The sequence below is a fragment of the Actinoplanes missouriensis 431 genome (assembly GCF_000284295.1).
Taxonomy (GTDB): domain Bacteria; phylum Actinomycetota; class Actinomycetes; order Mycobacteriales; family Micromonosporaceae; genus Actinoplanes; species Actinoplanes missouriensis.
In genome coordinates this window covers 5,871,279-5,891,454 of the sequence record NC_017093.1, presented here as the reverse complement: position 1 = coordinate 5,891,454, position 20,176 = coordinate 5,871,279, and the positions used below count along the sequence as shown (strand labels likewise).

At 71.4% G+C, this 20,176-nt stretch carries 19 protein-coding genes; 12 read left to right on the top strand and 7 right to left on the bottom strand.

The window, feature by feature from the left end:
• Positions 1-36: 36 nt before the first annotated feature.
• The 7 genes from AMIS_RS27195 (at position 37) to AMIS_RS27165 (ending at position 6,380) form a co-directional block, all read left to right on the top strand.
• Positions 37-1,224, top strand: a complete 1,188-nt coding sequence (locus tag AMIS_RS27195) for a PucR family transcriptional regulator (protein WP_014445637.1) — start codon at positions 37-39, stop codon at positions 1,222-1,224.
• 55 nt (positions 1,225-1,279) lie between these two features.
• A complete protein-coding gene (locus AMIS_RS27190) occupies positions 1,280-1,966 on the top strand; it encodes a YqeB family protein (RefSeq protein WP_014445636.1) in 687 nt (228 codons plus the stop codon).
• Entirely contained in the window at positions 1,963-3,153 is a 1,191-nt protein-coding gene (locus AMIS_RS27185; protein WP_014445635.1) for a sensor histidine kinase, read from the top strand. The genes AMIS_RS27190 and AMIS_RS27185 overlap by 4 nt, the downstream gene beginning before the upstream one ends.
• Positions 3,141-3,791 (top strand): response regulator, encoded by a 651-nt coding sequence (locus AMIS_RS27180; RefSeq protein ID WP_172666631.1) that lies wholly within the window; start codon positions 3,141-3,143, stop codon positions 3,789-3,791. Before AMIS_RS27185 ends, AMIS_RS27180 begins: the two co-directional genes overlap by 13 nt.
• A 119-nt stretch (positions 3,792-3,910) precedes the next feature.
• Positions 3,911-4,885, top strand: a complete 975-nt coding sequence (locus AMIS_RS27175; protein ID WP_041831323.1) for a methionine ABC transporter ATP-binding protein — start codon at positions 3,911-3,913, stop codon at positions 4,883-4,885.
• Entirely contained in the window at positions 4,882-5,538 is a 657-nt protein-coding gene (locus tag AMIS_RS27170; RefSeq protein WP_014445632.1) for a methionine ABC transporter permease, read from the top strand. The genes AMIS_RS27175 and AMIS_RS27170 overlap by 4 nt, the downstream gene beginning before the upstream one ends.
• A 20-nt stretch (positions 5,539-5,558) precedes the next feature.
• Positions 5,559-6,380: a MetQ/NlpA family ABC transporter substrate-binding protein gene (locus AMIS_RS27165; RefSeq protein ID WP_041830096.1), complete on the top strand. Its 822-nt coding sequence runs from the start codon at positions 5,559-5,561 to the stop codon at positions 6,378-6,380.
• 147 nt (positions 6,381-6,527) lie between these two features.
• Here the strand turns inward: AMIS_RS27165 and AMIS_RS27160 are convergent, their stop codons facing one another.
• Together AMIS_RS27160 and ald are read right to left on the bottom strand one after the other, a co-directional pair.
• Positions 6,528-7,220 carry a lytic polysaccharide monooxygenase gene (locus AMIS_RS27160; RefSeq protein ID WP_014445630.1) on the bottom strand — a complete coding sequence of 231 codons (693 nt, stop codon included), beginning with the start codon at positions 7,218-7,220 and terminating at the stop codon, positions 6,528-6,530.
• A gap of 530 nt (positions 7,221-7,750) precedes the next feature.
• Positions 7,751-8,866, bottom strand: coding sequence for an alanine dehydrogenase (gene ald / locus AMIS_RS27150; RefSeq protein ID WP_014445628.1), 1,116 nt, complete (start codon positions 8,864-8,866; stop codon positions 7,751-7,753).
• 138 nt (positions 8,867-9,004) lie between these two features.
• On the opposite strand from ald, the gene AMIS_RS27145 reads away from it, so the two are divergent.
• Entirely contained in the window at positions 9,005-9,472 is a 468-nt protein-coding gene (locus tag AMIS_RS27145) for an Lrp/AsnC family transcriptional regulator (RefSeq protein WP_014445627.1), read from the top strand.
• A 451-nt stretch (positions 9,473-9,923) separates the two neighbouring features.
• Here the strand turns inward: AMIS_RS27145 and AMIS_RS40850 are convergent, their stop codons facing one another.
• From AMIS_RS40850 to AMIS_RS27120, 5 genes are read right to left on the bottom strand one after another with little or no spacing between them, the layout of a single operon-like run.
• On the bottom strand, positions 9,924-10,499 hold the full coding sequence (locus AMIS_RS40850) for a hypothetical protein (RefSeq protein ID WP_014445626.1): 576 nt from the start codon (positions 10,497-10,499) through the stop codon (positions 9,924-9,926).
• Positions 10,496-11,317, bottom strand: a complete 822-nt coding sequence (locus AMIS_RS27135; RefSeq protein WP_051042152.1) for a carbohydrate ABC transporter permease — start codon at positions 11,315-11,317, stop codon at positions 10,496-10,498. Before AMIS_RS27135 ends, AMIS_RS40850 begins: the two co-directional genes overlap by 4 nt.
• A complete protein-coding gene (locus AMIS_RS27130; RefSeq protein WP_041830095.1) occupies positions 11,317-12,288 on the bottom strand; it encodes a carbohydrate ABC transporter permease in 972 nt (323 codons plus the stop codon). The genes AMIS_RS27135 and AMIS_RS27130 overlap by 1 nt, the downstream gene beginning before the upstream one ends.
• A 5-nt stretch (positions 12,289-12,293) precedes the next feature.
• Positions 12,294-13,589 carry an ABC transporter substrate-binding protein gene (locus AMIS_RS27125; RefSeq protein ID WP_014445623.1) on the bottom strand — a complete coding sequence of 432 codons (1,296 nt, stop codon included), beginning with the start codon at positions 13,587-13,589 and terminating at the stop codon, positions 12,294-12,296.
• A gap of 9 nt (positions 13,590-13,598) precedes the next feature.
• Positions 13,599-14,624, bottom strand: coding sequence for a LacI family DNA-binding transcriptional regulator (locus tag AMIS_RS27120; RefSeq protein WP_014445622.1), 1,026 nt, complete (start codon positions 14,622-14,624; stop codon positions 13,599-13,601).
• Positions 14,625-14,849: 225 nt separating this feature from the next.
• Here AMIS_RS27120 and AMIS_RS27115 point away from each other — a divergent pair, with 225 nt between their 5' ends.
• The 4 genes from AMIS_RS27115 to AMIS_RS27100 are packed head-to-tail and all read left to right on the top strand — an operon-like array spanning position 14,850 to position 20,173.
• The gene (locus AMIS_RS27115; protein ID WP_041830094.1) at positions 14,850-16,181 is read left to right on the top strand and encodes a Gfo/Idh/MocA family protein; all 1,332 of its coding nucleotides are present in this window, start codon (positions 14,850-14,852) and stop codon (positions 16,179-16,181) included.
• Positions 16,178-17,578, top strand: a complete 1,401-nt coding sequence (gene uxaC / locus AMIS_RS27110; RefSeq protein WP_014445620.1) for a glucuronate isomerase — start codon at positions 16,178-16,180, stop codon at positions 17,576-17,578. The genes AMIS_RS27115 and uxaC overlap by 4 nt, the downstream gene beginning before the upstream one ends.
• Before the next feature lie 49 nt (positions 17,579-17,627).
• On the top strand, positions 17,628-19,073 hold the full coding sequence (locus AMIS_RS27105) for a mannitol dehydrogenase family protein (RefSeq protein ID WP_014445619.1): 1,446 nt from the start codon (positions 17,628-17,630) through the stop codon (positions 19,071-19,073).
• Complete coding sequence (locus AMIS_RS27100) at positions 19,070-20,173, top strand: Gfo/Idh/MocA family protein (RefSeq protein ID WP_014445618.1); 1,104 nt, start codon at positions 19,070-19,072, stop codon at positions 20,171-20,173. The genes AMIS_RS27105 and AMIS_RS27100 overlap by 4 nt, the downstream gene beginning before the upstream one ends.
• Positions 20,174-20,176 lie beyond the last annotated feature (3 nt).

The window sequence follows — 20,176 nt, the reverse complement described above, 5'->3', positions numbered from 1 at the left end:
GGGACAAGGGATGGACTTTAAACGAGAGGAACTCGCGTGAAGGAGCCGCTGCGCGACGTGCGGTCGTACCGCCTTCCCGAAGAGGTCGTCGTCCCGCTGCTGAACGGGCTGCCCGAGGTGGCGGTGCAGACCATCGCGGCCATCACGATGGAGGTCCCGGCGTACGCCGAGGCGTTCGCCGGCGAGCTGGGGCACAAGATCGAGCGGGCCGTGCAGGCCGCGCTCGGGACCTTCTTCAAGCTGGTGTCCCGTCCGGGCGGTGATCCGGGCACCCCGCTGCAGGCGGCGCTCGACGGGGCGTACGCGCTGGGCCGGGGCGAGGCGCGCTCCGGCCGCAGCCTGGACGCGCTTCTCGCGGCGTACCGGGTGGGCGCCCGGGTGTCCTGGCGGGAGCTGGCCGCGATAAGCGTCGGCACCGGGCAGCCGGCCGCCATCATCGCCGACTTCGCCGAGCTGGTCTTCGCCTACATCGACGAGCTCTCCGCGGCGAGCGTGGCCGGGCACGCCGACGAGCTCGCCGCCTCCGGCCGGATCCGGCTGCGGCACCTGCAGGAGCTGGCCCAGATGCTTGTCGCCGGGGAGCCGCCGCACGTGGTGCAGGCCGCGGCCGAGCAGGCCGAGTGGACGCCGCCGCAGACGCTCACCGCGATCATCCTGCCGGAACGCGCGGCGCGCTGGGTGATCGACCTGCTGGATCCGCGGACGCTGCACCTCGTCGACGCCGTGCCGGAGCTGCCGGGAATGACCGTGCTGCTGGTCCCCGACCCGCAGGGCACCTCCCGCCCGCTGCTGTTCCGGCTGCTGACCGGGCACAGCGCGACGATCGGACCGGCCCGGCCGTGGATGGAGGCGAAGAGCTCGGTGGACCGGGTGATCCGGGTCCACGAGCTGTGCCGGCCGGGCGGCGGCGGTGTGGTCGACACCGAGGACCACCTGGCCAGCGTGGTGGTGACCGCCGATCCGAGCGCGCTCGCCGACCTGCGGGCCCGGGCGCTCGCGCCGCTGGCCGGTGAGCGCGGCGCGAGCGGCGCGAAACTGGTCGAGACGCTGCGCAGCTGGCTGCTGCACCACGGCCGGCGGGAGGACGTGGCGGCGGATCTGTTCGTGCACCCGCAGACGGTCCGGTACCGGATGGCCCGGCTGCGCGAGCTCTACGGCGAGCGGCTGAAGGACCCGGAGTGGGTACTGGCGCTCACGATCGCTCTGGCCGTGCCCGAGTCCTAAGTCATATACCAAAGTCGTCTGGCCCCCGTTTTCCGCCGCGCATACCGTCGTTCCCGTGACCAGCGAACCGACAGTCCTCGCCCTCTCCCGGACCGACCGGGTGCTGATCCTGTGCGGCCCGGCGGTGCTCGGCCTGCTCCTCGCGCTGATCCTGCCGCCGGTCGCGCGCTGGCTCGCCGGCTTCGGCGGCCCGGTGCCGTTCGGCTTCGTCGTCAGGGCTGCCGCGGGCGTCGGCGGTGGGTGGCAGCTGGCCGTGCAGGCGGCGATCTTCATGACCGTCGGCGCGCTGGCGAGCGCCGCGATCCTGCACCGGGTCACCCGGATCACGGTCGCCGACGACGAGGTGGAGCTGCGCACCGCGGGCGATCGGCGGACCTTCGCCCGGCTCGACATCGGCGCGCTCTACCCGGAGCGCGACCTGCTGATCCTGCTCGACCGCGACTCGCGGCACCTCTTCCACGGCGAGCCCGGCGCGAGCCGCGACAGGCTGGGTGAGGCGTTCCGCCGGCACGGCTATCCGTGGCACGACGAGGATCCGTTCGGCGAGCTCTACCACCGCTGGCTGCCGGACTCCGGCGTGCTGCCGGCCGAGGTGGCCGCCGTGCTGTCGGCCCGCGAGGTGGCCCTGCGGAAGAAGGCGGCGAAGGAGGCCGCCGAGCTGCGCGCCATCGTGGAGAACCTGGGGTACACCGTGCGCGACGACGGCGACAAGCAGTTCTGGCGTCCCCTGGTCCGATCGTGACGCAGCACCGGCAACGGCAGCCGGAGAGGCCCTGGCTGCGGGATCGCCTGCTCGACGTCGCCGCGATCGTGATCTCCTGCTTCTGCGCCCTGGTCCTGGCCGGCGAGGCCGAGTCGGCCGGCCGGCTCAGCGCCGACCAGACGTTCTTCTCGGTCGTCGCGGGCTGCGCCGCGTCGCTCACCCTCTGGTGGCGCCGCACCCACCCGGTCGCCATGATGATCCTGCTGGCGCCGGTCGGCGCGTTCACCGACGCCGCGGCCTACACCGGGGTGGCCCTGCTCTACACGCTCGTGGTCCAGCGCCGGACCCGCGCGGTCGCGGTGATGGTGGCGCTGAGCCTGGTCACCGCGGGGGTGTACTCGTGGCGCCGCCCGGACCCGGAGCTCCCGCTGGCCGGCGAACTCATGATCACGGGCGGCTTCATCGTGGTGACGATCGCCGTCGCCGTGGCGGTGCGCTTCCGGCACGACCTGATCGAGTCGCTGCGCCAGCGCGCCGACCAGGCCGAGTCGCACGCCCGGCTGCGCGCCGAGCGGCTGCGGGCGCTGGAGCGGGAGCGGATCGCCCGCGAGATGCACGACGCGCTGGCCCACCGCATCTCGATGGTGAGCCTGCATGCCGGCGCCCTCCAGATCCGTCCCGACCTCACCCGCGACGAGGTGGCGAAAGCGGCGGCGACGATCCGGGACAGTGCCCATCACGCGCTGGAGGACCTGCGCGAGATCCTCGGCGTGCTGCGGGCCGGCGGTGGCGAGGGCGATCCGCGCTCCGAGCCCGGCCTGCGCCCCCAGCCCGATCTGGGCCACCTCGGCGACCTGATCGCCGAGGCGACGGGCGCGGGGGTGGACGTGCGCGCGGAGAACCACCTGAACGGGACGCCGGTGGCGCCGTCGCTGGGCCGCACGGTGTACCGGCTCGTCCAGGAAGGGCTCACCAACGCCGGCAAGCACGCGTCCGGCGCCCCGGTCCGGCTGCTGCTGGAGCGCACCGGCGAGGGCGAGCTGCACGTGCTGGTCTCCAACGCGGTCACCGGCGCCACGAGCCGGGTCCCCGGGTCGCACGCCGGTCTGCTCGGCCTCGCCGAGCGCGTCGAGCTGGTCGGCGGCCGGCTGCGGCACGGCATTCGCGCCGACCCGGACCTCGGGAATGTCTTCGATCTGGAAGCCTGGCTGCCGTGGCCGACCTGATCCGTGTGCTGATCGCCGACGACGACCCGCTCGTGCGCGTCGGGCTCTCCCTGGTGCTGGGCGCCGGGTCCGACCTGCGGGTGGTGGGTGAGGCCGGTGACGGCGCCGAGGCGGTCGAGGCGGCCCGGCGCCTGCGGCCGGACGTGGTGCTGATGGACATCCGGATGCCCCGGATGGACGGTCTCGCCGCGACGGCCGAGCTGCGCCGCGACGGGCCGGAGCCGGCGATCGTCGTGCTGACCACGTTCGACACCGACGAGCACCTCCTCGGCGCGCTGCGGCTCGGGGCGAACGGGTTCCTGCTCAAGGACATCGCGCCCACCGAGATCCTGAAGTCGGTCCGGAAAGCGGCGGCGGGCGAGTCGATCCTCGCGCCGGCCGTGGTGCCGCGGCTGATCCAGCACGCCGTCGGCCGGGGCACGTCCACCGGCGGCGCCGATCCGCTGGCGGTGCTGACCCCGCGCGAGCGCGAGGTCGCCGAGGCCGTCGCCACCGGGGCGTCGAACGCCGACATCAGCCGTGACCTGCACATGAGCGTCCCCACCGTGAAGGCATATGTCTCCCGGCTGCTGGAGAAACTGCGCTGCGCCAACCGGGTGCAGGTGGCGATCCTGGTGCACGAGGCCCGGCAAAGGTGAGGGTGATTACACCGATTGGCGTCCCGGCACCCTGAACGCTATGTTTGGCCGCGGTGCAAAACCCATCGGATGAGTAGGTTTTGCGACGCTCGTCACATCGGCTGACCAGGGTGTTTTACGTGATAGAAATCAGCGGTCTTCGCAAGACGTACCGCTCACGCAAGCGTTCCGTGTCCGCCGTCGACGGTGTCGACCTGACCGTCGGCGAGGGCGAGGTCTACGGCGTTCTCGGCCGCAGCGGCGCCGGCAAGAGCACGCTGCTGCGCTGCGTCAACATGCTGGAGCGCCCGGACGCCGGCACGGTCTCCGTCGACGGCGTCGACCTGACCCGGCTCAGCGGCAAGCGGCTGCGGGTCGCCCGGCACGGCATCGGGATGATCCACCAGCACTTCGCGCTGCTGTCGTCGCGGACCGTGGCGGGCAACGTCGCGTTCGCCCTCGAGGTCACCGGCACGCCGCGGTCACAGCGCGCGGCGCGGGTCGCGGAACTGCTCGACCTCGTCGGGCTCTCCGACCGCGCGGACGCGTACCCGTCCCAGCTCTCCGGCGGGCAGAAGCAGCGCGTCGGCATCGCCCGTGCGCTCGCCGCCCGGCCCAAGGTGCTGCTCTCCGACGAGGCGACCTCCGCGCTCGACCCGGAGACCACCGAGTCGATCCTGCGCCTGCTGCTCGATCTGAACCGCCGGCTCGGGCTGACCATCCTGCTGATCACCCACGAGATGACGGTCGTGAAGCGGATCTGCACGTCGGCCGCGGTGATGCGCGACGGCCGGTTCGTCGAGTCCGGGCGGGTCGCCGACCTGCTGCGCAGCGACTCCGAGCTGGCCCGTGACCTGTTCCCGATCGACGCGCCGACGTCGGTGCCCGGCGCGACGGTCGTCGACGTGACGGTGAGCGGCGAGGACGCGGACCGGCCGCTGCTGGCCGACCTGGCCCGCCGCTTCGACACCGACGTGCGGATCCTCGGCGGGCACGTCGAGACGCTCGCCACCACCCGCGCCGGCCGGTGGCGTCTCGCGCTCGACGGCGACGACAACGAGGCCGCCCTGGACTTCCTGCGTAAATCCGGCGCCCAGGTGGGAGTGCACGCGTGACCTGGTCGGAAGTCCTCGAACTGCTCGGCACCGGATTCCAGGAGACCGCCTGGATGGTCGGCGTCAGCACGCTGCTCACCGCGATCGGTGGCCTGCTCGTCGGCGTCCTGCTGGTGCTCACCGACAAGGGCGGGCTGCTCGCCGCGCCCCCGGTGAACGCGGTCCTCGGCCTGATCGTCAACGTCGGCCGGTCGCTGCCGTTCATCATCCTGCTGGTCGCGATCATCCCGTTCACCCGGGCCGTGGTCGGCACCACGATCGGCACCGACGCGGCGATCGTCCCGCTCACCGTCGGCGCCATCCCGTTCTTCGCCCGGATCGTCGAGGCCGCCCTGCGGGAGGTGCCCGGCGACGTGGTGTCCGCGGCCGTCGCGATGGGCGCCACCCGCCGGCAGATCGTCGGCAAGGTGCTGCTCCGCGAGGCGTTGCCCGCCCTGATCGCCGGCCTGACCATCACCGTGATCGCGATCATCGGGTACTCCGCGATGGCCGGCACGGTCGGCGGCGGCGGTCTCGGCGACCTGGCGATCCGGTACGGCTACCAGCGTTTCGAGACCGAGGTCATGATCGCCACCGTGGTGGCCCTGGTGGTCTTCGTCCAACTCGTACAGATGGTGGGCGACGTCCTCGTCCGCCGGCTTTCGCACCGATAGTTCAGGAAGGTCTTTTGATCATGCGCCGCCGCTCCCTCGCCGTGCTCGCCGCTGCCTCGCTGCTCCTCGGGGGCCTCGCCGCCTGCGGTTCCGACGACTCTTCCTCCGGGGCCAGCAGCGACACCCTCAAGGTCGGCGTCAGCCCGGTCCCGCACGGCGAGATCCTCAAGTACGTCGCGGACAACCTCGCCGCAGCCGAGGGCCTCAAGCTGGAGATCGTCGAGTTCAACGACTACATCCAGCCGAACGTCGCCCTGAGCGAGAAGCAGATCGACGCCAACTACTTCCAGCACATCCCGTACCTGGAGGAGGAGGTCGCGTCGAAGGGCTACAAGTTCACCGCGCTCAAGCCGGTGCACATCGAGCCGCTCGGCGTCTACTCCAAGACCGTGAAGGCGATCGCCGACGTGCCGAACGGTGGCGTCGTCGCGGTCCCGAACGACCCGTCGAACTCGGGCCGCGCCCTGAACCTGCTCGCCAAGAACGGCCTGATCACGCTGAAGGACGGCGTCGGCGTCAAGGCGACCGAGAAGGACATCACGGCCAACCCGAAGAACCTGCAGTTCAAGGCCCTCGAAGCGGCGCAGCTGCCGCGCAGCCTCGAGGACACCGCGATCTCCGTGATCAACGGCAACTACGCTATCGAGACCGGCCTCAAGCCGGCCACCGACGCGCTCGCGCTGGAGACCGGCGAGGACAACCCCTACGCCAACCTGGTCGTCGTCCGCACCGGCGAGGAGACCGACGCCCGGGTGGTGAAGCTGGAGAAGCTGCTGCACTCCGCCGAGGTGAAGAAGTTCATCGAGGACAAGTACCAGGGCTCCGTGCTCGCCGCCTTCTAGATTGCCTTCGCTGCGCTCGGCGGCATTGCGCCCTTCGGGGCCGACGAGTTGAGCCCGGAAACGGCTAGCGAAGCGTGGTCGTTTCCGGGGCTCAACTCGTCGGCGGGCGCAATGCGACTTGCCTTGCGCTTCAACCGGGTTGTCGGTCTAGCAGGCGCCCTGGTCCACCCAGACGCTTGCCGCGCCGGGTGTCTCGCCCTGCGTCCACCACTGGGCGCGCCACTTGCGGCCGTTGTGGGTGGCCATGTTGCCGCCCACGTACACCGTCGAGCTCGCCCACGCGCCGACGCCGCCGCAGTTCCCGGTCGGCGGAGGCGTGGTCCCACCGCCACCGCCGCCGATGTTGATGTCGATGCACGAGTAGAACGCGTTCGCGGTGTCCGAGATGTTCCAGATCGCCAGCAGCTTCTGACGCCCGGAGAAGCCGCTCAGGTTCACCGTGTGTGACAGCGTCGCGGGCGGCTGCTGGTTGTTGCCGCTGAACGACGCGACCCGGGTGTTCCCGATGTAGTACTCCCAGTTCGCCGTCGCGTGCCGCGCCGTGTTGACCCAGGTCAGCGTCAGCGAGGTGCCCACGCTGGTGGCCGGCCAGCCCCGGCTGTCGTCGTTGAGCTCCGCGAACTGGGGCACGTTCGCGTTGCAGGTCCGCAGGTTCTTCGGTCCTTCGACACTCTGCGGCTCGTACTTGATCTGCCCGCACGACATGACGCCCTGTGCACAGAGCGCCTGTCGGCTGGGCGGTGAGGAGACGTACCCGTGTGCCGCCGCCGGGGACGCCGCCAGCAGCGATCCGGCGGCGCCGACCAGGGAGACCGCGAGCAGGGCGAGCAACTTCCGCATGTCACTCTCCAATGACGCTTGTCGATTGATGGATGTGACAGAAATATAAAGCAAACTTTCCTAACAGAAAAGGCAGACCCGCAAGATCAAAATCCAGATGTCGCATCGGGGTGGTGGGTGCGGACCGTCGCTCCCGCCGAGGGCGCGGCGTTGCCCGCCGGCCGCTGGCGCGTCCGGACCGCGGGCCACACACCGCGCGGCCCGCGTGCGTGGTCGCGCCCCTTTCCTCTCAGTTCCGTCGCGGGCATGCCCGGCGCATACTGACGCCATGGACGAGGCGAGCCGCCAGGACGAAGCCGTGATCGAAGCCCAGCGCAAGGCGGCGTTCGGCGCCCTGCCACCCCGCATCCGCCCGGACGACCTGGTCGGCCTCCGAGGGCCGCCCCGCGTCCGCGATGAGCGAGGCCCAGCAGATCGCCATCCCCGCCGGCGGCTGAGCCAGGGACCGGAGGCTGAGCCAGGGAAGGGGTGCGCCCTCCGCGCCGGGGGAGCGGCGGGAGGGCGCGGGGTGCGGCCGGATCGGGCGAGGATCAGGCCAGGATCGAGGAGACCGTCTCGGTGGGCAGGCCGAGCGCGGCGCCGACCGACTCGTTGGTCAGCACGCCGTCGTGCACGTTCAGGCCCGCGGCGAGGGCCGGGTCCGCGCGCAGCGCCTCACGCCACCCGAGGTCGGCCAGCCGCAGCGCGTAGGGCAGGGTCGCGTTCGTCAGGGCGTACGTCGATGTGTTCGGCACCGCGCCCGGCATGTTGGCGACGCAGTAGAAGACCGATCCGTGGACCGTGTAGACCGGGTCCTGGTGGGTCGTCGGGCGCGAGTCCTCGAAGCAGCCGCCCTGGTCGATCGCGATGTCGACGAGCACCGAGCCCGGCTTCATCCGCTTCACCAGGTCGTTGCTGACCAGGGTGGGAGCCTTCGCGCCGGGCACCAGCACCGCGCCGATCACCAGGTCGGCGGCGAGGACCGACTGCTCGATCGCGTACGAGCTGGACACCAGCGTCTTGACCCGCCCGCCGAACTGGGCGTCGATCTGGCGCAGCCGCGGGATGCTGAGGTCGAGGACCGTCACGTCGGCGCCGAGACCGAGCGCGATGGTCGCCGCGTTCACCCCGGAGACGCCGCCGCCGATCACGGTGACCTGGGCCGGGGCGACGCCTGGCACCCCGCCCGGCAGCACGCCGCGGCCGCCGCTGTTGCGCATCAAGCTGTACGCCCCGACCTGCGGCACCAGTCGCCCGGCGACCTCGGACATCGGGGCGAGCAGCGGAAGTGATCCGTCGGGGAGCTGCACGGTCTCGTACGCGATGGCGGTCGTGCCGCTCTCCAGCAGCGCTTTCGTCCCCTCGGCGTCGGCCGCGAGGTGCAGGTACGTGAAGACGACCTGCCCGGCGCGCAGCCGGTGGTACTCCGAGGCGATCGGCTCCTTCACCTTGAGGATCATGTCGGCGGCGTCCCACACGGCGTCGGCGTCGGGGGCGATCCGCGCGCCGGCCGCCACGTAGTCCTCGTCGGTGATCGCCGAACCCGTCCCCGCGCCGGCCTGCACGAGCACCTCGTGGCCGTGACGCACCGCCTCCACCACGCCGGCCGGGGTGATGGCCACCCGGTACTCGTGGTTCTTGACCTCTGTCGGCACACCGATGCGCATGGGGGGACTTCCTTCCGACGGCACTGTCGCGTAGCTGTGGCGATAGGGTGGAACGATGTGCAGGGATCGGGCAAGACGAGCGAAGATGATTCTGTCTGTAACGTGTCAGGGGCAGATTCTGCGCGCCGAGCCGTCCCGATGACCGATCTGCCGAAGGATGTTCGAGGCCTGGACCAGATCGACCTGGAACTGCTCAGCCTGCTGCGCGCCGACGGCCGGATGCCGAACAACGCTCTCGCCGACCGGGTGGGCATCGCCCCGTCGACCTGCCTGACCAGGGTGCGCCGGCTGCGCGAGATCGGCGCGATCCGCGGGTTCCACGCCGACGTCGACCCGGCCTGGATCGGCCGGCCCATCCAGGCGATGATCGCGGTCCGGATCCGGTCCGACGCCCGCGACGGGATCGGCAAGTTCGCCGAGTCGCTCGCCGGGATCCCCGCGGTCCGCGACGTCTACTTCGTCTCCGGCTCCTACGACTTCCTGCTGCACGTGGCGGCCGCCGACGTCGACGACCTGCGCAACGTGATCACCGAGCGGCTGAGCAGCACCCGGCTGGTCGCCGGCACCGAGACCTATCTGATCTTCGAGCACCGAAGAGGCGCCTGAGGCCGCCCCGGCCGGCGGGCGTGAGTCGTAGCGGAGGCGTGTGATCACGCTGGTTTTGCCTGCGTGGGCGACGGCTGGCGGGTGCGGGCCGTAGTTCAGGCACGTGATCACGGTGGTGAGACCGGTATGGGCGACGGCCGGCGGGCCGGGCCGGGCCGGGCCGGGCTGGGGTGGCGCCGGGGCCGGCGGCGGGTCGCGCCGGACCGTGGTCGTCAGTCGCCCGGAAAAGGTGGGGACTGCGGGGGTGGGGCTGGGGAGTGCCGGCGCCGCGTACCCGATGGGGAAGAGGAAGCCGCCGCACGGGGCCGGGATGGAACGGCCTCGCGCGGCGGCTGGGCGGGGACGGCGACTGCGGAAACGACGGCGGGAGGGACTGCGGAAACGACGGCGGGAGGGACTGCGGAAACGGCGGTGGGAAAGAGCCGCGGGGGACGGGGGTGGGGAACGGGGGTCAGCGGAAGCGGTCGGTGAGGATATGGGCGGCGAACAGCTGGAGGCCCACCAGCAGGGGGATCGTCGCCGGGATCGTGAGGGACAGGAAGAACGCCAGGGCGCCGGTGGCGGCGATGGCGGCGGTGGCGCGGGGGCGTTCCCAGGCGGTGCGGGCGGCGCGGCGCCAGGGCAGCGCGGGTTCGCGGCCCAGGAGCGCCAGGGTGAGGCCGGCCAGGCCGCCCAGCCAGGCTGCGGCGAGCGCCGTCACGAGGAGCAGCGGCGGGCCGCCGGGTACCCAGCCGCGGCCGACGGCGGTCAGGTCGAGCAGGAGCACCGCGGTGGCCAGGACCACCGGCAGGCCTCGGGGCAGGCCGTGCCGGAACTGCCGGAGCAGCGGGGCGATCCGGGGGAGACCGCCCATGGTGTAGCGGTGCCGGACCGCCGCCGAACCCGCCGCCAGGGCCGCCGGGGCGGTCAGGATCGGCAGCGCGACCACCGTGGTGACGATGCCGATCAGGGCGATGTCGGTGCCCAGCGCGAGGCGTTCGCGCCAGTCCGGGCGGGGGACGACATGGTGCTCGACCGGCCAGTTCATCCCTTCAGGCCGGTCGTGTTGATGCCCTCGACGAGCATGCGCTGGAAGGCCACGAAGAAGAGGAAGACCGGTGCCAGCGACAGCACCGACATCGCGAACATCGGGCCGACGGCGGACTGGCCGCTGGAGTCGATGAACAGGGTCAGCGCCACCGGTGCGGTGTATTTCTCCAGGTCGGATAGGTACACGAGCTGGCGGAAGAAGTCGTTCCAGGTCCAGATGAACGAGAAGATCGCGGTGGAGACCAGGGCCGGGCGGGACAGCGGCAGGATCACGTGGCGGAACACGCCGTAGGCGGTGCAGCCGTCGATCTTCGCGGCGTCGTCGAGCTCGCGCGGGACGCCGCGCATGAACTGGACCATCAGGAAGACGAAGAACGCCTCGGTGGCGAGCAGTTGCGGGACGATCAGCGGGGCGTACGGCCAGTCGCCGCCGACCCAGCCGAACGTCTTGAACATGACGAACTGGGGGACGATCAGCACGTGGCCGGGGAGCAGCAGCGTGCCGATCATGATGGCGAACCAGAAGCCGCGCAGGCGGAAGCGCAGGCGGGCGAAGGCGTACGCGGCGAGCAGGCAGGAGACGCAGTTCGCCACCACGGTGAGCGCCGCGACCATCGCGCTGTTCAGGAAGAACCGCCCGAACACCACGTCGAAGTGGCTCCACCCGTCGGTGTAGTTGCCGGGGGTGAACTCCTGCGGCCACACCGACATGTTGTTGAGGACTTCCTGCGGCGCCTTGAGCGAGCTGCCCAGCATCCAGACCAGGGGATAGAGGACGATCGCGGTGAGCACGACCAGAACCACAGAGCGACGCATCAGTCGTCCCCGTCCGAGTAGTGCACCCAGAACTTGCCGGTGCGGAAGATGAGCACGGTGACCAGGCCGATCGAGAGCAGGAAGACCCAGGCCATCGCGGACGCGTAGCCCATCTGGTACTCGGTGAAGCCCTTGTTGTAGAGGTGCAGGGTGTACATGAGCGTCGAGTCGACCGGGCCGCCGGTGCCGCCGGAGAGCACGAACGCCGAGGTGAAGCCCTGGAACCCGTTGATCGTCTCGAGCACCAGGTTGAAGAAGATCACCGGGGAGAGGATCGGCAGGGTCACCGCGAAGAACTGGCGTACCGGCCCGGCGCCGTCCACCGACGCCGCCTCGTAGAGCTCCTGCGGCACCTGCTTCAGGCCGGCCAGGAAGATCACCATCGGGGCGCCGAACTGCCAGACCGCGAGCAGGATCAGCGTGCCGAGCGCGTAGTCCGGGTCGTTCACCCAGGCTTTGCCCTCGATGCCGAACCAGCCGAGGAACGCGTTGAACGAGCCGTCGCCGTTGAACATGCTCTTCCAGACGATGGCGACCGCGACGCTGCCGCCCAGCAGCGACGGCAGGTAGAACAGGCCACGGAACAGGCCGTCGCCGCGGAACGAGCGGTTCAGCAGCAGCGCGACACCGAGCGCGGCGGCGAGCTTCAGCGGGGTCGCGATCAGGGCGAACGTGATGGTGACCCGGACCGCGTGCCAGAACGAGGGGTCCTCGGTGAACATCTGGCGGTAGTTGTCCAGCCCGACCCATTCGGTCGACGACCAGTCGCTGAGCACGTCGTAGTTGGTGAAGCTGAGGTAGAGCGACATCAGCATCGGGATCGCCGTGATGACGGCGAAGCCGAGCAGCCAGGGGGAGAGGAAGATGTAGCCGGCCGCGCCGTCCGACTTGTGCCGGGCGGGCCGGCCCCGCCGCCGAGGGGCGGCGGGACCGGCGGGCGGCGCTGGCGACGGCGCCTGGGTTACTGCCACGGGACTCACCGGCTGACTGCCGCCTGGCTGGCGGCGAAGAACTGCTCGGCGGCCTGCGCCGGGGTGGCGCGTCCGTACTGGGCCTCCTCGGCCGCCTTGATCAGCTCGCTGCGGACCGTGCTGTGGCCGCGCGGCGGGACGGACGGCGACGGGCCGTAGTTCTTGGAGAGCTCGTCGATGGCGGCGATGGTCTGCTTCATCGACGCGTTGTCGGTGGAGGCCGCCACCGAGGCGCGGACGTCGAGGTTCGACGGCAGGCCGCGGTCGGTGCCGAGGATCTTGCCGGCCTCCGGGTCGTTCGCCAGGAAGTTGATCACGTCGACCGCGATGTCCTTGTGCTCGGTGCCGCGGAAGACCGAGAAGTACATCGAGGCGCGCGGCCACTGCTTGCTGGCGTCACCGGGGTACGCCACCACGCCGAGCTCGTCCTTGGTGTTCTTCTGCAGCTCGGGCATCTGGTTCGCCCACACCCACGAGGTGAGCGCCTTGTTCGTGACCACCAGTTGCTTGGTGATGTCGGTCTGGTTGCCCTCGTGGATCACGTCGGCGGACGGGGTGGCCTTGCCGTCCCGGGCGCCCTTCCACAGTTCGAACCAGGCCTGCACGTCGGCGGCGGTGAAGCCGAGCTGGTTGCCGTTGTACATCTCCTTGCCCTGCTGGCGCAGCCACACCCAGAACGCCTTGTAGTCGGCGCTCGGGTCCTGGGTCCCGGCCAGCCCGGTCGCGGGGCCCGCCTTCTGCGCCCAGGCGATGTGCTCCTCCCAGCTCATCCCGGTCTTCGGCAGCGGCTGCTTGGCAGCCTCCAATTTGGACTTGTTATAGACCAGGCCCTGGGTGTTCTCGCCGAACGCCAGGCCGGCCAGCTTGCCGTCGACGACGCCGTACTTCCACAGGCCCTCGGGGAACTTCGTGGTGTCCAGCTTGCCGTCCGACTGGTACGAGGTGAGGTCCAGCGTGACGTTGCGGGTCGCGTACTCGGAGAGGAAGTTGTCGTCGATCTGGAAGATGTCCGGCGCGTCGTCGCCGGCGGTGAGCGTCGCCAGCTTGTCGAAGTAGCCCTGGTTGGCCTGCCAGGTCTTCTTGAACGTGACGTCCGGGTGCTTGGCGGTGTAGAGGTCGAGCGCCTTCGCGGTGAGCTCGGCCCGGGCCTCGCCTCCCCACCAGAAGAAGCTCAGCTCGGTCTTGCCGTCGTCACCGCCCGAGTCGTCGCCGCCGCAGGCGCCGAGGACCAGGGGAAGGGCGAGCATGCCGGCGACGAGGGTGCGCAGGAAACGGCGCCGGGGCGGGTGCGTTGCGGTCATGGCTAGTCGTCACTCCTTGACGTATGCGGCGACCTCAGCGGTGGTCGCACCGGCCGGAAGGAAGGGGCCCGGACCGGTGGAGTTGCGGATGACAAGGTCGGTGTGCAGGTTGATCTGTCCGGTGGAGCCGTCGTCGCCCTGCTGCAGGAGCATGTCGACGGCGGCCCGTCCGGCGGCCGCGGTCGGGTTCGCCACCGTGGTGAGCTGGGGGCGGACCAGTTCGCTTGCCGCGATGTCGTCGATGCCGACGACGCTGACCTCTCCGGGAACCGAGACGTCCCGGTCCTGGAGCGCCTGGAGCAGGCCGATCGCCATCAGGTCGTTGTAGGCCAGCACCGCGGTGGCGCCGGTGGCGAGCACGGCCTCGGCGGCCGCGGCGCCGGCCGAGGTGACCGGCTGGTGCGGACCGAGGACGGTGAGATCCGCGCCGGCTGCCCGGGCGGTGGCCCCGGCGGCCCGGCGGATCTCCCGGTTGGTCCACGAGCCACGTGGTCCGGACAGGTAGACCAGGTGGCGGTGACCCAGGTCGAGCAGGTGGCGCACGGCGGACCGGGCGCCCTGCCCCACGTCCATGACCACCGCGGGCAGGCCGGTGATCATGCGGTTGATGACGACCAGGGGCACCTCGCGCCGGAGCTGCTCGATCTGGTCGTCGCTCATCCGGGGGCTGCAGAGCAGAATCCCGTCGACCTGTTTCGCCAGGGCCTGGACCAGGTCGGCCTCGACGATCGGGTCTTCATCGGTGTCGGCGACGAAGACGTGGTAGTCCCGCCGCCGGGCATGTGTCTCGGCCGCCTTGATCAGCGGCGGGAAGAACGGGTTGGCGATGTCGGCCACGATCAGGCCGATGTTGTGGGTACGTCCGGTGATCAGTGCCCGGGCCGCCCGGTTGGGACGGTAACCGAGCTGCTCCGCGGTGGCCAGCACCCGGGAACGGGTCTCGGGGTTGACCAGATGCGGTGCCGAGAAGGTGCGCGACACCGTGGAGATGTGCACTCCGGACGCTCGGGCGACGTCCCGGATCGTGACTGCCACGATGCCTCCCTCAATGTGACCCGGATCTCTCCGGTGGAAGCCATTAATGCAAACGGTTGCTGAGGTGTCAACGCCCATCTATGTCGATCTTGTGGCGGCGGGGTTACACAACCGCCATGAATGCGGGCAAATACCGACAGCATATTGACTTTCATCGAGACGAGGCCGGTAACCTGCTGCAAACGTTTGCCGATGCCATCGTTCGCGGACACTGGAGGCGACGGAATGACGCAACCACCCCGCCGGCGCTACGCCCTCGTGGGCGCCGGCGCCCGGGCCGGTCTCTTTCTCCGGGCGCTCGCCACCGACCACGCCGACGTGGCCGAGCTGGTGGCCCTGGCCGACACCAACCCGGCCCGCGCCGAGGTTCACAACGCCCGCCTGCAACGCCTCGGCGTGCCACCGGCGCCGGTCTACGACGCGGACGCCTTCACCGAGATGCTGAAGCGGGAGCGGGTGGACGTCGCCCTGGTCACCACCGTGGACCGTTACCACGACGAGTACGTCGTGGCGGCTCTCGAGGCCGGCTGTGACGCGATCACCGAGAAGCCGATGACGGTGGACGCGGCCGGTTGCCGGCGGATCCTCGCGGCGCAGCAACGGACCGGCCGCGACGTGCGCGTCACCTTCAACTACCGCTACAACCCCTTGCACGAGGCGGTGAAGAGGATCGTCCGCGGCGGGGAGATCGGCGAGGTCGGCTCGGTGCACTTCGAGTGGCTGCTCGACGTGCGGCACGGCGCCGACTACTTCCGGCGCTGGCACCGGGACAAGGCGAACTCGGGCGGGCTGCTCGTGCACAAGGCGAGTCATCACTTCGACCTGGTGAACTGGTGGCTGGACGACGAGCCGGAGCAGGTCTTCGCGGCCGGGCGGCTCTTCTTCTACGGTGATCAGGGCGCACGGCACGGTTACGCACGTGACTACCAGCGTGCGCATTTGTCGGATAAAGCATTGGATGACCCCTTTGCCCTGAAATTGGCTGACGAACCGGGGCTCAAGGAGCTCTATCTCGACGCCGAGCACCACGACGGCTACCACCGCGACCAGAACGTCTTCGCCCCCGGCGTGTCTATCGAGGACGACATGGCGGTGCTGGTCCGCTACGCCCGCGGCGCGTCGATGAGCTATCACCTCACCGCGTACGCGCCGTGGGAGGGCTACCGCATGATGATCAACGGCAGCCGGGGCCGTCTCGAGCTGGAGGTGGTGGAGAGCGACCACGTCGCGCCCGCGGCAGCCGGCGCGGTCAAGGGCGAGCCGGGCGCCGAGTCCACCGCCGAGCAGGGTTTCAAGCGCCTTCTGGTACGGCCGTACTGGTCCCCGCCGAGGGAGGTCGTCGTCGACGGCCTGTCCCGCGGCGGGCACGGCGGCGGTGACGTCCGGATGCTCGCGGACCTGATCCGGCCGGACCGGCCGGAGGATCCGCTGGGCCGCAGCGCCACCGCGCGCGACGGCGCCCGCGCCCTGCTGACCGGCCTCGCCGCCAACGAGTCGATCAGGACCGGCGCGGCAGTGCCGGTGAAGGACGTCCTGAACATCGAGGAGATCCGTTGACCCACCTCTTCCCCTCCGACCCGGCGCAGCGGCAGATCGCCGGCGAGCTCTACCGGCACGCCCGGGACCTGCCGCTGATCAGCCCGCACGGCCACGTCGACCCCGCGCTGCTCGCCGACGACACCCCGTTCCCGGATCCGGCCCGGCTCTTCGTGGTGCCCGACCACTACGTCACCCGGATGCTGGCCAGCCAGGGCATCCCGCAGAGCCGGCTCGGCGTCCCGAGCATCGACGGCTCGCCGGTGGAGACCGACGGGCGGGCGATCTGGCGGCTCCTCGCCGAGAACTGGCACCTGTTCCGGGGCACGCCGTCGCGGTTGTGGACGGAGAAGGTCTTCCGCGAGGTCTTCGGCGTGGAGAAACGCCTGCGGAGGGAGACCGCCGACGCCATCTACGACGAGATCTCGGACAAGCTGCGACAGGCCGACTACCGCCCCCGCGCCCTCTTCACCCGCTTCAACATCGAGGTCCTCGCCACCACCGAGAGTCCCCTCGACGAGCTGACCGCCCATGCCAAGCTCGCCGCCGACGGCTGGGGCGACCGGGTGATCACCACCTTCCGCCCGGACAACCTGGTCGACCCGGAATGGCCGGGCTGGGCGGACCGGGTGGCGGCGCTGGGCGCGCTCACCGGGACCGACGTCGGCACGTACGCCGGTTTCCTGAACGCCCTGCGGGCCCGCCGCGAGCTCTTCGTCGCGGCCGGCGCGACGAGCTCCGACCACGGACACCCGACCGCGGCGACCCTGGTGCTGGACGACGGCGAGGCGGCGGTGCTCTACCGCAAGGCCCTCGGCGGCGGCACGGACGCCCGGGACGCCGAGGCGTTCCGCGCGCACATGCTGACCGAGTTCGCCCGGATGTCGCTCGACGACGGCCTGGTCATGCAGCTGCACCCGGGTTCGGTGCGCAACCACGACGGCGCGCTGCACCGCAGGCACGGCCGGGACGTCGGCGGCGACATCCCCTCCGCGACCGATTACGTCCACGGGTTGCGGCCGCTGCTCGACGCGTACGGCCACGACCCCCGCCTGCGGATCGTGCTCTACACCCTGGACGAGACGACGTTCACCCGGGAGCTGGCGCCGCTCGCGGGCGGGTACCCGGCCCTCTACCTCGGCGCGCCGTGGTGGTTCCTGGACAGCCCGGAGGGTCTGCGCCGGTTCCGCGAGGCGGTCACCGAGTCGGCGGGCTTCTACAACACCGCCGGGTTCGCCGACGACACCCGGGCGTTCTGCTCGATCCCGGCCCGGCACGACGTGGCCCGCCGGATCGACGCGGGCTTCCTGGCCCGCCTGGTCGCCGAGGACCGGCTGCCGCTCGACGAGGCGGCCGAGACGATCGCGGATCTCGCCTACCACCTGCCGAAACGCGTCTTCCGCCTGGACCGGTCATGATCGGGTATGCCGCCTCGACGGCCCGGTTCCGCTTCCCGGACGGCCCGGCATGGCGGTGACCCATCGGCTCGGCCTCGCCGCGGCCGCCGGGCTTCCCGCGGCCGCCCGCCCGCTGGTCCGGCCGGGCGAGGTCCGTCCCGGCATCGTCCATCTCGGACTCGGCGCGTTCCACCGGGCACACCAGGCCGTCTACACCGAGGCGGCGGTCGCGGCCTCCGGCGGGAACTGGGGGATCGTCGGGATCGCGCCGCGCTCCCGCGAGATCGTGGACCGGCTCCGCGAGCAGGACCGGCTCTACAGCGTGCTCACCGTGGGCGGGAACGCCGACGAGGCCCGGGCGGTCGGCATCCTGTCCGGGCTCGGGCACGCCGCCGGCGACCCGTACGGGGTACTGGCCGCGATTGCCGACCCCGCCATCCGGATCGTCTCGCTCACCGTCACCGAGAAGGCGTACCGGCTCACCGGCGACGACCACATGCGGGCACAGCTGACCGGCGACGCCCCGCCGGTGTCGGTGCCCGCGCTGCTCGCCCGTGGCCTGCTCGCCCGCCGCGCGGCCGGCGCCGGCCCGCTCACCGTGCTGTGCTGCGACAACCTGCAGGGCAACGGCCCGCGGATCCGTGCCCTCGTCGCGCGGGCCCTGGAGGTGGCCGGCGCACAGCTGCCGGACGACGTGGCGTTCCCGGCCACCATGGTCGACCGGATCGTCCCGGCCACGACCGCGGACCACCGGCGGCGGGCGGCGCTCGCGCTCGGCGCCGACGACGCCGTCCCGGTCGTCGCCGAACCCTTCACCCAGTGGGTGATCGAGGACCGGTTCCCCGGCGGGCGTCCCGACTGGCCGTCCGCCGGCGTGGTCCTGACCAGCGACGTGACCCCGTGGGAGACGCTCAAACTGCGGGCGCTCAACGCCGTCCACTCGGCCCTCGCCTATCTGGGCGCGCTCGCCGGGCACGAGCTGATCGCCGACTCGCTCGACATGCCCGGCATGAGCGAGGTGCTGCGCCGGTTCCTCGCCGAGGAGGTGGCGCGCACGGTCACCCCGCCGCCCGGCGTGACCGTCACCGGGTACGGCGCGACGGTCCTGACCCGGTTCGCGAACCGCGAGCTACGCCACCGCAACATCCAGGTCGCCATGGACGGCACCCAGAAACTGCCGCACCGCCTGCTCGGCACCATCCAGGACCTGCGCGATCAGGGTGGGAACCCCTGCTGGGCGGGGCTGTTCCTGGCCGCGTGGATGCGCTTCGCGCGGGGGTACGCCGACAGCGGCGCCCGCTTGCCGCTGGACGATCCACTCAGCGGGCGGATCCGGGAGGCGCTCGCCGCGATGCCGGACACGCCGAACGGTGTGACGAGCGCGCTGACCGGTCTCAGCGAGGTGTTCCCACCCGGGCTGGCCGGCGACGACGTGCTGCGGCGTGAGGTGGTGCGCTGGTACGGCGAGCTGGACCGGCACGGCGCCGCGGCCACGATCCGGGAGGCGGGACGATGACGCCCCGGGTCGCACTGATCGGCGCGGGCGGGCACGGCCTGTCCCACCGCCGGGTGCTGAGCCGCCTCCGGGACGCCGGCCGGATCGAGGTGGCCGGCCTCTGCGACAGGCAGCCGTTCGCCCCGGACGACGCGGCGTCCCTGGACGGCGTGCCGTTCTTCACCGACCACACCGCGCTGCTCGCCGCGGTCCGCCCGGACGTGGTGGTGATCTGCACGCCACCGCACACCCACCTGCCGATCGCCCTGGACGCGCTGGCTTGCGGCGCCGACCTGCTGCTGGAGAAGCCGCCGGTGATGTCTCTCGACGAGCACCGGCGGCTCACCGCGGCGGTCGCCGAGTCCGGCCGGCTCTGCCAGGTGGGTTTCCAGGCGCTCGGATCGGCGGCCCTGGCCCGGCTGGTGGACGCCGCCCCGGCGGGTCCGATCGGCGTGTTCGGGGCCTGGTGGCGACCGGACACCTACTACCGGCGGGCGCCCTGGGCCGGGCGCCGGTCGGTCGGCGGGCGCCCGGTCTTCGACGGCGCCCTGGTCAACCCGTTCGCCCACGCGCTGATGCAGGCGCTGGTCGTCGCCGGTCCCGGTTTCCGGCCCCGCCACCTGGAGCTGGAGGCGTACCGCACCCGGGACATCGAGACCGACGACACCACGTTCCTGCGGGTCACCGCCGGGGACGGCCGCCGGATCACGGTGGGCGTGACGCTCGCGTCGGCAGTCTTCCTGGCCGGTGAGATCCGGGTCGGCGGGGCGGCCCTGGAATACCCGACCGACCGGCTGCGGCTGCCCGGCGAGGAGACGTCCCGCGAGGTGCCGGGCCGGACCGGTCTCCTGGAGAACCTGCTCGACCACCGCGCGGACCCCGCCGTGCCGCTGCTCGCGCCGCTGGCCCGGACCGCGACGTTCACCGCTGTCGGCGCGGCGATCGTGGGGTCGGCGCCACCGATCGAGATCGGATCGAAATGGCTCGTCGCGCATCCCGAGGGCGGCGGATCGGTGCTGCCCGGCATCGACGAGCTGGTCCGGCAGGTCGCCACCACCGGTGAACTGCCCTCCGAGCTCGGCGCCGGCTGGGCGTCCCGGGCTCAGCTCATCCCGCTGTGAGAG

What these genes read in the sequence shown, in the direction of transcription:
- AMIS_RS27115 (WP_041830094.1), top strand. Translation starts at nt 14,850, where the DNA reads ATGACGCAACCACCCCGCCGGCGCTACGCCCTCGTGGGCGCCGGCGCC.
- AMIS_RS27105 (WP_014445619.1), top strand. Translation starts at nt 17,628, where the DNA reads ATGGCGGTGACCCATCGGCTCGGCCTCGCCGCGGCCGCCGGGCTTCCC.
- AMIS_RS27125 (WP_014445623.1), bottom strand. Translation starts at nt 13,589, where the DNA reads ATGACCGCAACGCACCCGCCCCGGCGCCGTTTCCTGCGCACCCTCGTC.
- AMIS_RS27145 (WP_014445627.1), top strand. Translation starts at nt 9,005, where the DNA reads ATGACCGATCTGCCGAAGGATGTTCGAGGCCTGGACCAGATCGACCTG.
- AMIS_RS27135 (WP_051042152.1), bottom strand. Translation starts at nt 11,317, where the DNA reads ATGCGTCGCTCTGTGGTTCTGGTCGTGCTCACCGCGATCGTCCTCTAT.
- AMIS_RS27160 (WP_014445630.1), bottom strand. Translation starts at nt 7,220, where the DNA reads ATGCGGAAGTTGCTCGCCCTGCTCGCGGTCTCCCTGGTCGGCGCCGCC.
- ald (WP_014445628.1), bottom strand. Translation starts at nt 8,866, where the DNA reads ATGCGCATCGGTGTGCCGACAGAGGTCAAGAACCACGAGTACCGGGTG.
- AMIS_RS27100 (WP_014445618.1), top strand. Translation starts at nt 19,070, where the DNA reads ATGACGCCCCGGGTCGCACTGATCGGCGCGGGCGGGCACGGCCTGTCC.
- AMIS_RS27165 (WP_041830096.1), top strand. Translation starts at nt 5,559, where the DNA reads ATGCGCCGCCGCTCCCTCGCCGTGCTCGCCGCTGCCTCGCTGCTCCTC.
- AMIS_RS40850 (WP_014445626.1), bottom strand. Translation starts at nt 10,499, where the DNA reads ATGAACTGGCCGGTCGAGCACCATGTCGTCCCCCGCCCGGACTGGCGC.